Source organism: Litoribaculum gwangyangense (assembly GCF_039543505.1).
Classification (GTDB): Bacteria; Bacteroidota; Bacteroidia; order Flavobacteriales; family Flavobacteriaceae; genus Litoribaculum; species Litoribaculum gwangyangense.
In genome coordinates this window covers 122,402-138,366 of the sequence record NZ_BAABJW010000002.1, presented here as the reverse complement: position 1 = coordinate 138,366, position 15,965 = coordinate 122,402, and the positions used below count along the sequence as shown (strand labels likewise).

16 protein-coding genes are annotated in these 15,965 nt (G+C 32.1%); 11 read left to right on the top strand and 5 right to left on the bottom strand.

Annotated elements, in window-relative coordinates:
* Position 1: 1 nt before the first annotated feature.
* Positions 2–2,560, top strand: a complete 2,559-nt coding sequence (locus tag ABD963_RS06230) for a circularly permuted type 2 ATP-grasp protein (RefSeq protein ID WP_345276092.1) — start codon at positions 2–4, stop codon at positions 2,558–2,560.
* Between the two features lies 1 nt (position 2,561).
* Positions 2,562–3,452 carry a transglutaminase family protein gene (locus ABD963_RS06225; protein ID WP_345276091.1) on the top strand — a complete coding sequence of 297 codons (891 nt, stop codon included), beginning with the start codon at positions 2,562–2,564 and terminating at the stop codon, positions 3,450–3,452.
* A gap of 4 nt (positions 3,453–3,456) precedes the next feature.
* On the opposite strand, the gene ABD963_RS06220 is transcribed toward ABD963_RS06225, so the two are convergent.
* On the bottom strand, positions 3,457–4,410 hold the full coding sequence (locus ABD963_RS06220) for a phosphoribosylaminoimidazolesuccinocarboxamide synthase (protein ID WP_345276090.1): 954 nt from the start codon (positions 4,408–4,410) through the stop codon (positions 3,457–3,459).
* Entirely contained in the window at positions 4,410–5,363 is a 954-nt protein-coding gene (locus tag ABD963_RS06215) for a PhoH family protein (protein ID WP_345276089.1), read from the bottom strand. Before ABD963_RS06215 ends, ABD963_RS06220 begins: the two co-directional genes overlap by 1 nt.
* A gap of 144 nt (positions 5,364–5,507) precedes the next feature.
* On the opposite strand from ABD963_RS06215, the gene ABD963_RS06210 reads away from it, so the two are divergent.
* The 6 genes from ABD963_RS06210 (at position 5,508) to dnaN (ending at position 10,855) form a co-directional block, all read left to right on the top strand.
* Positions 5,508–6,401, top strand: a complete 894-nt coding sequence (locus ABD963_RS06210; protein WP_345276088.1) for an SAM hydrolase/SAM-dependent halogenase family protein — start codon at positions 5,508–5,510, stop codon at positions 6,399–6,401.
* Between the two features lie 15 nt (positions 6,402–6,416).
* Positions 6,417–6,713, top strand: a complete 297-nt coding sequence (locus tag ABD963_RS06205; protein WP_345276087.1) for a putative quinol monooxygenase — start codon at positions 6,417–6,419, stop codon at positions 6,711–6,713.
* Positions 6,714–6,790: 77 nt separating this feature from the next.
* Positions 6,791–7,510, top strand: a complete 720-nt coding sequence (gene gldF, locus ABD963_RS06200) for a gliding motility-associated ABC transporter permease subunit GldF (RefSeq protein ID WP_345276086.1) — start codon at positions 6,791–6,793, stop codon at positions 7,508–7,510.
* The gene (locus ABD963_RS06195; protein ID WP_345276085.1) at positions 7,507–7,992 is read left to right on the top strand and encodes a hypothetical protein; all 486 of its coding nucleotides are present in this window, start codon (positions 7,507–7,509) and stop codon (positions 7,990–7,992) included. The genes gldF and ABD963_RS06195 overlap by 4 nt, the downstream gene beginning before the upstream one ends.
* Positions 7,985–9,652, top strand: coding sequence for a gliding motility-associated ABC transporter substrate-binding protein GldG (gldG, locus tag ABD963_RS06190; protein ID WP_345276084.1), 1,668 nt, complete (start codon positions 7,985–7,987; stop codon positions 9,650–9,652). Before ABD963_RS06195 ends, gldG begins: the two co-directional genes overlap by 8 nt.
* Positions 9,653–9,736: 84 nt before the next feature.
* Positions 9,737–10,855: a DNA polymerase III subunit beta gene (gene dnaN, locus ABD963_RS06185; RefSeq protein WP_345276083.1), complete on the top strand. Its 1,119-nt coding sequence runs from the start codon at positions 9,737–9,739 to the stop codon at positions 10,853–10,855.
* A gap of 123 nt (positions 10,856–10,978) precedes the next feature.
* Here the strand turns inward: dnaN and ABD963_RS06180 are convergent, their stop codons facing one another.
* The 3 genes from ABD963_RS06180 to ABD963_RS06170 form a co-directional block, all read right to left on the bottom strand.
* The gene (locus ABD963_RS06180; protein ID WP_345276722.1) at positions 10,979–11,317 is read right to left on the bottom strand and encodes a DUF4870 domain-containing protein; all 339 of its coding nucleotides are present in this window, start codon (positions 11,315–11,317) and stop codon (positions 10,979–10,981) included.
* A gap of 160 nt (positions 11,318–11,477) precedes the next feature.
* Positions 11,478–12,296 carry a hypothetical protein gene (locus ABD963_RS06175; protein ID WP_345276082.1) on the bottom strand — a complete coding sequence of 273 codons (819 nt, stop codon included), beginning with the start codon at positions 12,294–12,296 and terminating at the stop codon, positions 11,478–11,480.
* Between the two features lie 100 nt (positions 12,297–12,396).
* Positions 12,397–13,248 carry a universal stress protein gene (locus ABD963_RS06170; RefSeq protein ID WP_345276081.1) on the bottom strand — a complete coding sequence of 284 codons (852 nt, stop codon included), beginning with the start codon at positions 13,246–13,248 and terminating at the stop codon, positions 12,397–12,399.
* 325 nt (positions 13,249–13,573) lie between these two features.
* Between ABD963_RS06170 and ABD963_RS06165 the strand changes: the two genes are divergently transcribed.
* The 3 genes from ABD963_RS06165 to ABD963_RS06155 all read left to right on the top strand — a co-directional run bounded on the left by ABD963_RS06165 (position 13,574) and on the right by ABD963_RS06155 (position 15,912).
* Positions 13,574–14,347 carry a DUF3108 domain-containing protein gene (locus ABD963_RS06165; RefSeq protein ID WP_345276080.1) on the top strand — a complete coding sequence of 258 codons (774 nt, stop codon included), beginning with the start codon at positions 13,574–13,576 and terminating at the stop codon, positions 14,345–14,347.
* Between the two features lie 11 nt (positions 14,348–14,358).
* Complete coding sequence (locus tag ABD963_RS06160) at positions 14,359–14,733, top strand: FUSC family protein (protein ID WP_345276079.1); 375 nt, start codon at positions 14,359–14,361, stop codon at positions 14,731–14,733.
* Positions 14,734–14,859: 126 nt separating this feature from the next.
* Positions 14,860–15,912 (top strand): M28 family peptidase, encoded by a 1,053-nt coding sequence (locus ABD963_RS06155; protein ID WP_345276078.1) that lies wholly within the window; start codon positions 14,860–14,862, stop codon positions 15,910–15,912.
* Positions 15,913–15,965 lie beyond the last annotated feature (53 nt).

Sequence of the window (15,965 nt, the reverse complement as noted above, 5' to 3'; positions counted from 1 at the left end):
AATGGCATTAAATTCCAATACTCTGTTTCATAATTACTTTTCCGACTTCAGGAATTATGATGAAGTATTGAAATCTAATATGTCCATAAACCCAAACTGGGAAAAGTTACTCAACAACTTAACTCAAATGGGAACCGAAAAATTGCTAGCCAAACAAGATGAAATCAATTGGCTAATGGACGAAAACGGGGTTACTTATAATGTTTATAACGACCCCAAGGGCATGCAACGATCTTGGGATTTAAATATCGTGCCTTTTCTTATTCATCAAAATGAGTGGCAAACTGTTGAAAAAGGTATTACCCAAAGAGCAGAATTATTAAATCTTATTTTAAAGGATATTTATGGTGAAAAAGAACTCATAAAAAATGGAATTATTCCTCAAGAAGTTATTTTTGCTCATCGAGGATTTTTAAGACAGTGTGACCAAATTCAATATAAAACATCCAAGCATCTATTAATCCATTCAGCAGATTTAGCAAGAGGTCCAGATGGACGCATGTGGGTTGTAAACGATCGCACACAAGCACCTTCAGGTATGGGATATGCTTTGGAAAACAGATATTCTATAAGTCGAGTATTACCAGACATTTTTAGAGACATCAATGTAAAGCAACCTTCTCAATTCTTCTATGAATTTAACCAAATGCTTTTAGATTGTGCGCCTCAAAATAAAAACAACCCAAACATCGTAATATTAACTCCTGGTCCATTAAACGAAACCTATTTTGAACATGCTTACATGGCTTCTTTTTTAGGTTATCCGTTAGTTACTGGTAATGATTTGGTAGTACGAAATGGTAAGCTTTGGATGAAAACTTTAAAAGAACTTAAACAAGTTGATGTGGTTTTAAAACGCGTCGACGATGCCTTTATGGATCCTTTGGAGCTCCGGGAAGATTCCTATTTAGGGGTGGCAGGATTATTAAATGTTATTAGGGACCAGCAAGTAGCTATTGTAAACCCTATTGGTAGCGGTGTTTTGGAAAATTCAGGTTTAATTCCTTTTATGAATGCCATTTGCAACTATTTCTTTAATGAAGATTTAATTTTACCCCAAATTGCTTCCTGGTGGTGCGGACAAGAAAAAGAATGTCAATATGTACTAAATAACTTAAATGATTTAGTAGTAAAACGCATAGACCGCTCCAATAGAGAGTACATATTTTTTTGTGAGTTTTTGGATACCCAAGCTTTAGAAACTTTAAGAAAGGAAATTTTAGCAGCTCCCTATAAATTTGTTGCCCAAGAAAAAATATCATTCTCAACGGCTCCCGATTTTATTCAAGGAACATTAGAACCCAGAAAAGTGATGTGCAGGACGTTTGCCATAGCAAAAGACAAAACTTATAGGGTTATGCCAGGTGGCTTAGTTCGAGTGGCTGCTGAAAGGGAAAATTTATTTGTATCGAACCAGCGAGGTGGGGTAAGTAAAGACTTTTGGATAATTACAGACCACCCACAAACTAACATTCAAAACTATTCCTGGGATAGCTCATGTAGAATTTCAATTTCAGATATTAACGATTTACCTAGTAATACTGCCGAAAATTTATATTGGTCTGGTCGTTATTTAGGCAGGGCCTTGGTGACGGCACGATACTTACGAATGGTTTTAAATAGGATGAATCAAATACAATACAACACCAGAAAATCTGATTCTGAAAGTTTAATCTATTTGTATCAATCCATTACCAATATTACCTCAACATTTCCTGGTTTTGTAGGCAAAGGCGCTTCGTTAACTTTACAAAATCCATTAAAGGAAATCGTATCCTTAATGATGGACGAAACCAGAATGGGAAGTTTTGCACAAACCATGAGCAGTTTTAATAATTCGTATTACTCTCTAAGGAGTTTGTGGTCCAAAGATATGTGGCGAGTATTTGATAGTATCAAAAAGCAATGGAAAAACTTTAAAGAAGATAAAAATTATACGGTTGTTGAGCTATCAAAATTGTTAGATCGCATCATTACGCGTTTAATCGCATTTATGGGTTTAATTGAGGAAAGTATTTTGGTTAACCAAGGTTTACTACTCTATTTTATTGGTCTTCAAAGCGAACAAGCTATGATGAATATAGCCAAATGCCGGTCGTTACTTGTTTTTAATTATGATGAAGATTTGCAGTATGACATTTTAGAATCACTTTTAACCAGTCATGAAAGTTTAAATATTTACAGGTATAGCTACCGCTCCTATTTAAGTTTGGAAAATGTTATCAACCTAATTTTATTAGATAAAGATTATGCAAAATCGCTTACCTACCAAATAAAGCGTATTAAAAAAGATATTGATAGATTACCGAAAACAGAGGTAATGAATGCTAATTCTCAATGTAAGGAAAAAATAGCTTTAGCAATTTCGAAAGTAGAAATATTGAACATTACGAACCTAATAGAGTTAAACAAAGAAGGGTCATTAAGGCAAAATTTAGATAGTGCCCTAGCAGAATTGAGTGACTTACTCCATGAAACATCGTTGGCCATATCCGACACCTATTTCAATCACTCCTACCAACAAAAGCAATTAGTAAATCAAGATTTCCCATTACAATAAAATGATGTATCAAGTATCCCATTCAACAAGCTATAATTATGAAAGTGGAGTAACTTTTTGCCATAATATAGCAACGTTAAAACCCAAAAACATGTTAGGACAAACCTTGATAGATTATCACTTGGAAATTAGCCCAACACCCACAGAAATATCAGAAAAGTTGGATTTCTTCGGGAATACCGTTACTCGATTTTCAATACAAAAACATCATAGCAAGTTAAAGGTCACGGCATATAGTAAAATATTGAAAGATGTAACCTTAACGCCCAATATTTATAACGATTATCAGGCGCAAAACCTAACGTTGCAGGACGCATTAATAATTTTAAAACACTTTAATCCAGAGTTGGTAGATGTAAAACAGTTTGTATTGGAATCCATTCTCATTGCCAACATCACTACAGAAATTAAGGCTTATGCCGAGGTATCATTTAAACCTAACCGTTCGGTTTTTGAAGCTGCCTATGAGTTGATGCAACGTATTTATACCGATTTTGAGTTTAATACTAAAGTGACTAATGTGGCTACGCCTATTCATGAGGTCATGAAGGAGAAAAAAGGTGTGTGTCAAGATTTTGCACAAATAGCCATTGCTTGTGTGCGTTCGGTTGGGTTGCCAGCAAGATATGTAAGTGGTTACATTGAAACCTTGCCACCACCTGGAAAAGAAAAACTTATAGGTACCGATGCTTCTCATGCGTGGTTTTCAGTTTATATACCTAATTTTGGGTGGATAGATTTTGACCCAACAAACAACCAAATACCACAAAACCAGCATATTATTGTGTCTTATGGCCGTGATTATTACGATGTACCACCACTAAAAGGTGTGATTTATAGTACTGGTAAAAATAAAATGAAAGTAGCCGTAGATATTAGACCTGTGTTTTAAATATTTATTTATTTGTTAAATACTCTAACACATTCGCTTCAATTCGCTTTTGTATGTTACTAACATCAGCTTTAAAAAAGGTATCTCCAGTTATGTTTTCGTAAAGCTCAATATAGCGTTCACTAACAGTTTCAATATATTCGTCACTCATAAATGGCACCGTTTGGCCTTCAAGTCCTTGGAAATTATTAGCTATTAGCCATTGCCGAACAAACTCTTTACTAAGTTGTTTTTGAGGTTCTCCCTTTTGCTGGCGTTCTTCATAACCATCTGCATAAAAATAACGTGAGGAATCTGGGGTGTGTATTTCGTCAATCAATACAATTTTACCATCTTTGGTTTTGCCAAATTCATATTTGGTATCCACTAAAATAAGTCCGCGAGATGCTGCTATTTCAGTACCTCTATTAAATAACTTACGGGTGTAATCCTCCAAAACCAAATAATCTTGTTCAGAAACAATGCAGCGTCTTAAAATGTCTTCACGAGAGATATCCTCATCATGGTTTCCCATTTCTGCCTTAGTTGCTGGCGTAATAATTGGTTCTGGAAACTTATCATTTTCTTTCATGCCTTCAGGCATAATTATACCACAAAGCAACCGCTTACCAGCTTTATACTCACGTGCTGCATGGCCAGACATATATCCTCGAATAACCATTTCCACCTTATACGGTTCACATAAATGTCCAACGGCTACATTAGGGTCTGGTGTTGCCGTTAACCAATTGGGCACCAAATCTTCCGTAGCTGCCATCATTTTAGTGGCTATTTGGTTAAGTATTTGACCTTTATAAGGAATACCCTTTGGCATTACTACATCAAACGCTGACAGTCTATCTGTGGCAATCATGATGAGTTCTTCATCATTTATATTATAAACTTCCCTAACCTTTCCTTTATAAACACTTTTCTGTCCTGGAAAATTAAAATTGGTATCTATAATCGTATTACTCATTACTCTCTATTTTCAATACTTTTATAAGCTTCTATTACCTTTTTAACAAGGCTGTGACGAATGACATCCTTATCATCTAAAAATATCATGCCTACCCCTTCTACATTTTTTAATATCAATAGTGCTTCTTTTAATCCTGAAATGGTACGTCGTGGCAAATCTATTTGCCCAGGATCGCCTGTTAGTAAAAATTTAGCGTTTTTTCCCATACGGGTTAAAAACATTTTCATTTGAGCATGTGTGGTATTTTGGCCTTCATCTAAAATCACAAAAGCATTATCTAGGGTTCTTCCTCGCATGAATGCTAATGGAGCAATTTGAATAGTCCCATTTTCTATATACATAGCCAACTTTTCTGGAGCTATCATATCGCGCAAAGCATCATATAGGGGTTGCATATAAGGGTCTAGTTTTTCTTTTAAATCACCAGGTAAAAACCCTAGATTTTCTCCGGCCTCTACAGCTGGACGCGTTAAAATAATACGCTTTACTTCCTTATTTTTTAGTGCTTGAACCGCTAAAGCCACCCCAGTATAAGTTTTACCTGTACCTGCTGGTCCAATGGCAAATACCATATCATTTTTTCGCATCAACTCCACCAACTTTCGTTGGTTAGCAGTTTGGGCTTTTATCAGTTTACCGCCAACTCCATGAACAATAACCTGACCACTTTCTTTTGATGTTGTATAATCATCACTACTTTGGCTAGTTAAGACCCGTTCTATGGTATTTTCGTCTATTTTATTGTATTTACCAAAGTGTTTTAAAAGCATGGTAATTCTACGATCAAATTCTTCTAGTAATTCTTCGTCACCAAAGGCTTTTACTTTGTTTCCACGGGCTACAATTTTAAGTTTTGGGAAGTGTTTTTTAAGTAGTTCAATGTTAATGTTGTGGGCTCCAAAAAATTCTTTAGGAGAAATCTCTTCAAGTTCAATTATAATTTCGTTCAAAGGCGTAATTTTAATTTAAATGTTTCGTTTTATTAATTGAAATTTTTGATAAATCAGACCAAATGATTTATTAGTTTTGCGTCATGATCAAAAATACATAAATTTGAGAGATACTCTCATAAAAACATATCAACAATTTTGCCAATGGCAATCATAACATTAACGACCGATTTTGGTGAAAAAGATTACTTTGCTGGCGCAACAAAAGGCGCCATATATAGTGAATTACCTAATGTTAAAATTGTTGATATCTCACATTCCATTTCACCATTCAATATTCCTGAAGCGTCATATATCATTCAGAATGCTTATCCTAGTTTTCCCAAGGGTACTATCCATATCATTGGTGTTGATTCAGAAATAAATCCTGAAAATAAACATATTGCCATTAAGTTGGACGACCATTATTTTATATGTGCTAATAATGGGATTATGAGTATGATTTGCGCTGAAATAGCCCCAGAAAAAATTGTTGAAATTAATATACACGATAAAATACAAAGTAGTTTTCCTGTTTTAGATGTATTTGTAAAAGTGGCTTGCCACATTGCAAGGGGTGGCACTTTGGATGTGGTTGGAAAAACAATACCGAAAATTAAGCCTATAAAAAATATTGTGCCTTACGTCAATGATGATAAAACACAAATTATAGGAAGTGTTGTTTATATTGATAATTATGGAAATGTTGTAACTAATATTAAACGAAGTTTTTTTGAAAGTATTCAAAAAGGACGTGATTTTGAAATATCGGCACGTAACTATACCTTTAAAAAAATATACAATAAATATAGTGACTTTGTTAATTTTGATATTCCCGAAAACCAAAGAAATGATGAAGGCAGAAAATTAGTAGTTTTCAACTCGGGTGATTTTCTTGAAATAGCGGTTTATAAGAGTAATAGTGATACTGTAGGAAGTGCATCAACTCTTTTAGGATTGGGATTAATGGATGCGGTTAGTGTTCATTTTATTCCAACACAAATCATTCCTAAAGGAATGGAAATTTCGCAAAATGTTACGAAAGCCAATGATTTTTAATAAAAAAACAGATGTATGCTTGTAAGAATAGTAAAGATGGGATTTTATAAACAAAACGTTCAATCATTTCTCCTAAATTTTAATGACACCAAAAAACAAATTAGAAATTTTGAGGGCTGTAAATTTTTAGAACTTTACAGAGATGCCCACGATCCAACTGTCTTTTTTACTTATAGTTATTGGGAGAATGAAGAAGCATTAGAACGGTATAGAAAATCTGAATTGTTTAACACGGTTTGGTCTAAAACCAAACCACTTTTTAGTAAACCTGCTAAAGCTTGGAGTGTTGAAAAATTAGAAACCTTAGAATAATGGTATTTGATTTTAGGAAATAATGCCATATTTAACTTTTAACTTTTAACTTTTAACTTTTAACTTTTACTAAATAAATGTTAGCCATTTTAAAAAAAGAAATAAATTCATTTTTTTCATCGCCTATTGGTTATTTAGTTATCGCCATCTTTTTAGTACTAAACAGCTTGTTTTTATGGCTTTTTAAGGGAGAGTTTAATATTCTAGATTACGGTTTTGCCGATTTATCATCCTTTTTTTTACTGGCACCTTGGATTTTAATTTTTCTAATTCCTGCCGTTACCATGCGCAGTTTTTCAGATGAGAAAAAACAAGGTACTTTAGAGCTTTTACTAACAAAACCAATTTCACACTTAAATATTGTTTTGGGGAAATATTTTGGAGCTTTTATTTTAATATTAATAGCTCTTTTACCAACCTTAATATACGTGTATACGGTTTACGAATTGGGAAATCCCGTTGGAAATTTGGATATGGGAACCGTATTAGGTTCTTATTTTGGTCTTTTATTTTTAGTGGCGGCATATACAGCTATTGGTGTTTTTGCATCTACATTGTCCGACAATCAAATTGTGGCCTTTATATCAGCAGTGTTTATTTGTTTTGTATTTTACATTGGTTTTGAGGGTGTTGCAGATTTTACTTCAAGTAATTTTATAGATCAATTAGGGATGAGTACACATTTTAAAAGTATGGGTAGAGGTGTATTGGATACACGGGATATTATTTATTTTTTAAGCATCACGATTCTATTTCTAGTATTAACAAAACTCAATATCAATAAGGAAGAAAAATGATATATACACCTTTATATCTTGTTTTTTTAGTGCTAGTTTTTATACTAGTTTGGTTATTTACTAACACCATAGATAAACGTAAATGGTTGAGTTTTTTAATAAGCCTAGTGTTAACCCCTATCGTTTATTTTTATGTGTTTTATCCGCTTCTAAATATTTTCAGTAGTTACCATCACCAAAAGTATTTTGATGGTGAAGCATGGAGAGATAAACCCGCTTTACGTTATGAAATGAGTGGCAATATGATTAAAGACAGTCTCTTTATTGGAAAAACAAAAACCGAAGTTGAAACCCTTTTGGGAACAGCCGAATGGTATGGATGGGATGATTCCCTTAAAGCAAATTCACCAGATAAATGGAATTATAATTTAGGCTTTAAACCAGGTGCTTTAAATTACATGCAAGAATGTATCGAACTTGAATTTAATAATAATACCGTAAAAAAAGTACATCAATACCAATTAGAACAAAAGTTTGAATAAAAATTTAAAATATATATCCATCTTAATAATCGCCTTAATTGCCATAAATTTTATTGGTAATAAGGTTTATAAACGTTTCGATTTAACTTCAGACAAGCGCTATACGTTAAGTGAATCTGCTATAAATATTATAAATAATGTGGAATCGCCTATAGTGGTCGATGTATTTTTAGATGGTGATGATTTCCCTTCGGAATTTAGACGACTTCAAAATGAAACCAAACAATTACTCGAAGAATTTTCGGCAATTAACAACAACATCATTTTCAATTTTATCAATCCATTACAAGATGAGGCCACACGCGAACGCAATATTCAGCAACTAACACAGCGCGGATTAACACCCATGCAGTTAAGTGTTCAGGAAAACGGTAAATCGTCTCAAGCTATTATTTTTCCTTGGGCATTAGCAAGTTATAATGAGCAAACGGTTATTATCCCATTGGTTAAAAACAAAATTGGTGCTTCCCAACAAGAACTGGTTTCAAATTCCGTGCAACATTTGGAGTACGCTTTTGCAGATGGATTTAATAAACTTACCAAACCTAAGTCTCGAAAAATAGCCATTTTAAAAGGTAACAAACAGCTAGTAGATAAATACATAGTAGATTTCGTGAAGAAAATTGGTGAGTACTATTTTATAGCTCCTTTTACTTTAGATAGTGTTTCTACTAACCCACAAAAAACCCTGAACGACTTAGAGAAATTCGATTTAATCATATCGGCAAAGCCAACGGAAGCATTTACCGAGGAAGAAAAACTAGTACTCGATCAATACACCATGAACGGCGGAAAAAGTCTTTGGTTAATTGATGCAGTGATTATGGAAAAGGACAGCCTTTATAACGATGCAGGTAGAAATTTTGCCGTATCCAGAGATTTAAACCTAACCGATTTTTTCTTTAAATATGGGGTTCGAATAAATCCGGTTATTGTTAGTTCCCTATACTCTGCCCCCATTACTTTGGCAATGGGAAGTGGCAGCGAATCGCAGTTTCAAAATTTAAGATGGCCTTATTCGCCATTGGCATCATCTAGTGGAAAACACCCGATAGTGACCAATTTAAATTTAGTAAAGTTTGATTTTGCTAACCAGATTGATACACTTAAAAATAATATCAAAAAAACCATTCTTTTAGAGACTGCACCATTAACAAAACTAGAAGGTACACCTCGAGAAATTAGTTTAGAATTGGTTACTAAAGAGCAAGACCCTTCAACCTTCAATAAGGGTAACCTAACCCTTGCTGTGCTTTTAGAAGGTGAATTTAATTCAGTATATAGCAACCGAATTAAACCTTTCAAACTTTCTAACGAAAAAAACAAAAGCATATCCACAAAAATGGTAGTAATTGCAGATGGTAATATCATAAAAAATGATGTGGTTAGAAACGTGCCTCAAGAATTGGGATTTGATAGATGGACAGGTCAAACTTACGGAAACAAAGAATTTTTACTGAATACCGTTAATTACTTATTAGATGATGATGGACTTATAAACATTCGAACCAAAGAAATAGCTGTAGCGTTTTTAGATCAACAAAAAATAGCAAAAGAAAAAACCAAGTGGCAACTTATAAACATGGGGCTTCCTCTAGCACTATTGGGTATATTAGGATTTGTTTTTAATTACATCAGAAAGAAAAAATACGCATCTTAAATGTTAATAAGTTTGTTTCCAAATATAGACTGTATGGGATATATTTGTAATTGGCATATTTATAATAAAAACTAAGCTAAACGCATGAAATTTATAGTATCAAGTACCTATTTATTAAAACAATTACAAGTTTTAGGAGGCGTTATAAACAACTCGAACACCTTACCTATTTTAGATAATTTCTTATTTGAATTAGACCAAAATAAATTAACCGTATCGGCGAGTGATTTAGAAACCACTATGGCATCCAAATTAGATGTTGAAAGTGAAAGCAAAGGGAGTGTTGCTTTACCAGCACGTTTGTTGCTCGATACCTTAAAAACCTTCCCTGAACAGCCCTTAACTTTTGTTGTTGAAGACAACAATACTGTTGAAATAAGTTCTAACCATGGTAAATATGCTTTGGCTTATGCGGATGGTAATGAATTTCCAAAAGCGGTTGCACTAGAAGATCCTAGCAAAACTATTGTAACAGGGGACGTTTTAGCTACGGCCATTAGCAAAACCATATTTGCTGCTGGAAATGATGATTTGCGTCCAGTAATGAGTGGTGTGTTTTTTCAGTTCTCTACAGAAGGATTGACCTTTGTAGCTACTGATGCTCACAAATTGGTTAAATATACGCGTGAAGATGTAAAGGCTAATCAGTCTGCTGAGTTTATCATGCCTAAAAAACCTCTCAATCTTTTAAAAGGCATTTTAGCTGCCAGTGAAGAAGATGTCACAATTGAATATAATGATAGTAACGCTAAATTCACTTTTGAAAATTCAGAGCTTATTTGCCGCTTAATTGATGGGAAATATCCTAATTATGAAGCGGTTATCCCAAAAGAAAATCCAAATAAATTAGTGATTGACAGAAATCAATTTTTAAATTCAGTTCGTCGTGTGAGTATTTTTTCAAACAAAACAACCCATCAAATACGTTTAAAAATTGCAGGAGCTGAATTAAATATTTCTGCTGAAGATATCGATTATAGCAACAAAGCGGAAGAACGTTTAACTTGTGATTATCAAGGAGATGATATCCAAATAGGGTTTAATTCTCGTTTCTTAACTGAAATGTTGAATAACTTAAGTTCAGATGAAGTTCAACTTGAAATGAGCATGCCCAATAGAGCTGGTATTTTAACACCCATTGATGGCCTAGATAGAGGAGAACAAGTTACCATGTTGGTAATGCCAGTGATGTTGAATAACTAATTTTTTCTGCTAAAGTAAAATCTTTTTAACACATTATACCAACTAAACCAAAATCATAGATTACTGCTTTAGCAAAATTAAAAGCTCACCAAAAGGTGAGCTTTTGTTTTATCTCGAACTAAACTAACTAATAAAATTAAGAGATAAAGGGTATGTTGGGTTTTCGCCTCTACTAGCTTTAATAGCGTTAATAATAGGGAATATCACAGATATTATCCCAAGGATTATAAATCCTAAAATGCCCAATCCAAAGAATAGAATTAAAGGGATACACAGCAAACAATATACTATTAAACTCAATTGGAAGTTTACTATGTTTTTACCATGTTCATCCATTTGGTACACTTTATCTTTTTGTGTAAGCCAGAGAATTAATGGTAATATTAAGCTTCCAAAACCTGTGATTAACGTTATTAATTGACTAAGATGAGTAATGACTAAAAGTTGATTATCTTGTCTCATGATGGTTATTTTTTGATTGATACTTATATGACGCATCAATAAAAAAAATGTTACAAAAATTCGAGATAAAGTACCTTCAAGTTACTTTGCAAAAACATACAATAACAGTAGTTTACTATTCAAGGAAATATTTAAAACCCTAAGAAATTAAAAACACAACCTAGTCACTGTCTATTAAATCAACTACCTGGATTTTCCATTTTTCAGCAATATTTAGTAATTGCTTAGTAAAAACAAGCATGAATAAGGTATTACCAACCATTTCAAAAATTTCTTCAATTAATTTAGAAAAATGTTGCACAGGATGCAGCCCTGTATCAAAAAGAGCCATTATTGGATCATAAATGCTTTCATCCATGCCTTCAAAAAAATCTAATACTACTGAGGCTACATAACATCCAAAAGCTAAGACTATATAAATAATTTGTCTTTTAGACTCCAGATTTTTATACAAGAAATACAATATAAACAAAGCTATTGCACCAAATATTGGTACAAACACAAACTGCCATCCATAACTGGGAAAAACATCATAAATTCCAGATAAAAATCCAGGATTGTAAGTTTGTAAAAATTCCATTTTGTCACTAAAATAAGTGCCAATGCGCTCATGCATTTTAGAACCATCATCAACAGCTAAATACATAAAAAACAAGGCAATTATTAACCATCCCCAGCCATGAATGCCTTTTTTCATCAAATTAGGTTTTGAATATTTTAAACTTAAAAATATACACCAAACAACAATACTGATAAAAAGTAATTGAATACTCGAAAACCAATTAGGCAAACCATCATCACGTGTTATATTAACTAACCTTTGAATAGCTCCACTTGATATCCATTCAAAATGGTTAATAAAAACATCTGCTAATGCTAAAAAAATTATAATGGCGCCCCATATAATAATAATACTTTTAGAAATTTGTTTTTTATTAATTATTAAGCTTTGAGACGATTTACTTTGATTATAGGACATCAGATTATTTTATATTAATCTATATTACTGCAAAAATTTATTTAAACAGTAATTTTTAGATAAAATATAAGATTTATTCTTCAATATGAATCATCAAGACTTAAGCCAAATCTTTAGACCTATGCATGACTAAAAATGGAATATCGATATTAAAAGCTAAAGTTTCCACTGAATGTCTAGTAAACAATCTGTTTATGAAAGAATGCTTTTTACCGACCATGGCAATCATTTTCACTTCATTTTTTACAATATAATCTTGAATTACATTATAAATATCTTTATCATCAGACATGATACGGTCAAAAATAACCTGAGGAAAATTATTTTCAAAAAATTCAATATTCTCCTCCAATTTTTCTTGAAAATTATAATCTTCAACAACATGCAAAATTTTAAGTTTTGAATTGTTTGAGAAAACTAATTCTTTTAATGGCAATAAATCATCAATACAATAAGATGATCTAAAACTGCTAGTAAAAGCTATGGTATCTAATTTTTTAAACTTACACCCTGTTGGAATTGCTAAAACTGGTATGTCACAACGTTGTAAAACATGAACGGTATTACTGCCGAAAACTACTTTTTCTAAACCAGATGCCCCCTTTGTTCCCATAATAATTAAATCTACTCCATAAATTTTTGAAGTTTGATTTATGGCATCTATAAAATTATCATAATCTACTATCGAATGGAAGGTGTGGTTTTTGTTTTGAGAACGTTTATTTATTTGGGAAATAATATTTATAATTGATTTTTTTGCTGCATCAACCAATGTATTATAAATAGTAGCCGATGTTGAGACAGACATTAAATCATCTGAAATAAACGAGGAAGCCTTTTGCACATTAAGTATATAAAAATTACAATCAATACTTTCAAATAACTTTACAGCATAATTAATCGCATTGATTGAATTCTTTGAAAAATCTGTGGGTAATAAAATATTTTTCACGAGTTAATATTTTAGTAATTATTATTTTTTTAGCTAATTTTAAAATTCAGAACATATATAACCATAACGTTCTCTCATTAAAAATTTTAAATATTCCTTATTTAATACATCGTTTTTTAAAAACTTGTTAAATGTCATTTCATCAAAAAAATCTAAACGATTTTAAAGTAAAAATACCATACCCTGATTGCCTAAACTATGATAAATGTCATCTATAAAATAAGTTGCCTTCTATATCCTAAAAAAATTAGTATAATAATTTAAAGCATTGTATTTTCGGCACAATAAATGCCAATTGGTAAGTTAAAACCTAAAATTAATATTCATGCTACGAATATCTTTTTTGTACATATTCTTTTTCTTATTTCAAACATCCATTTACGCTCAAAATAATGCCATTGGTTCTGGCGAGAAACTAGTGTTTACAGCTTCTTATAATATGTCTGGAGTTTTGACAGATATTGCTCAAGTAATCATGGAAACTTCTGATGTAAAAACATCTAAAGCAACACTTTTAAGGTTGAAATGTACTGCTACAACCTATAGTAAATGGGATAATTTTTTTAAGATAAGAGATTTATATGAGAGCTATGTAAACCCAAAAAATCTATCTCCATATCTATACAATAGAGATATAAATGAAGGTAACTATTATAAAAACATGAAATATACTTATGACTATAAAACCAATACTGTTAAAACGGTTCAGAAAAAAAAGAATAACAATGTTGAAGATAAAATCGTTAGTCTAAATTCTGGAACAAAAGATATCGTTTCAACGATATATTATATAAGATTATATGATTTTGAAGATATGGTAATTGGAACGAGCAAAACCCTACCTATTATTTTTGATAGGGAAGAAATAATTGGAAAAATTACCTATTTAGGCAAAGAATCCATATCAACAGCTCTTGGAAAAAAGGAGTGCTATAAATTGGCCATAGGATCGAGCCAAACAGATGTGCTTCAAGGAAAAAACAATAATTTTTTGTGGCTAACAGCCGATTTAAACAAAATACCTGTTTATGGCAAGTTTAAAATACCCGTGGGTAATGGAGAATTAAAAATAAAATCGGCTTCGGGGTTAAAAAATTAGAAGATAATATAATGAAAAAAGTATTTACAATCTTAGCATTAATTGCCGCTATCTTAGCAATCATATTTTCTGTATTGCCAATATCAAACTTAGCTATCTTTCCTTCTGTAATAGGACTTTTGTTTGTTATTATAGCATTTTACCTATCAAAAAAATCTGGAGACATTAAAAAAATAATTCAGTTCATATTTTTGTTAATTATTATGGCCCTCGGAATCACCACCTATAAAGCTATTTTTATGGAAACAAAAGTAGCTAGCACAAAGGTTTTAGAAGCCACTGAGACCAAACTTGAGGAAGAAGCCATTGAAGAATTGGAAGATTTAGACATTGAAGATATCGAAATTGAGAATACTAATATTGAAAATATTTCTACCGACAAATAAGCTTTTTCTTCATAATGATTATATTTGTTTTTAAGATTATAATATAACTATAAATAAAAGATTTTCTAGCCACAGGGAATGATTTTATTTAAAATTACAAGGGATAAAAACCTATTAAATTAATTCATGAAAACCTTTTTTATTCTCTCATTCTTTATTCTAGTAGGTACTTGCGCAACTCCCAAATACACCGTAAAAATTCAAAATTTAAAAGACAACATTGAGCTCGTTGACAGTACTTTAATTGTTAAATATTCTAACACCATTTCATCGGAAGAATTAAAAAAGCATTTATACAAATTCGCATCTATGGATTTCGAAGGAAGAAAAGTTGGTGAGCCTGGTCAAAAGTTAGCTTCAGAATTTTTAAAAACATACTATATAAAAGAAGGTATTGAATCCCCCTTTGGTGGTGATAACTATTATCAAACCATACCTGCCAGCATTTTTCCTAAAATCAATAAAAGTACTGAAAATGTATTGGCATTTATTGAAGGTATTGAAAAACCAGATGAAGTGATTATAATTTCTGCGCATTTAGATCACTTAGGGGTTAACGAAAATGGTGAAATTTATAGAGGTGCGGATGATGATGGCTCTGGAACCGTTGCACTTATGGAAATGGCTCAAGCCTTTAAAATTGCTAAAATGGATGGGGTTGGGCCTAAAAGAAGCATTCTATTTCTTCATTTAACTGCGGAAGAAATTGGCAAGCTTGGTTCTGAATTTTATGTAAAACATCCCGTGTTTCCCTTAAACAGTACGCTATGTAATTTAAACATCGATATGATTGGTCGGGTAGATGACCTACATGAAAATAACAAGGATTATATTTATTTGATTGGATCCAATATGTTAAGCAAAGAACTTCATTATGTGTCAGAAAAAGTTAATCATTCTTTATTTAATATAAACATTGATTATAGATACAATAAAGTAAAAGATGGGCACAATTATTATTCACGTTCTGATCACTTTAATTTTGCAAAAGAAAACATTCCTGTTATTTTCTATTTCAACGGTGAACACGAAGACTATCACAAAATATCAGATACTCCAGACAAAATAGACTATCCCTTGCTCGAAAGACGAACTAAACTCATTTTCGCTACGGCTTGGCAAATTGCCAATCAAGATCATCGACTAGTCATTGATGAGTACCATGAATTGTTAAAATAAGGTCAACATATCCATTCTGTAAATACATTTTCGTAATATCGTAGTTTAACAAC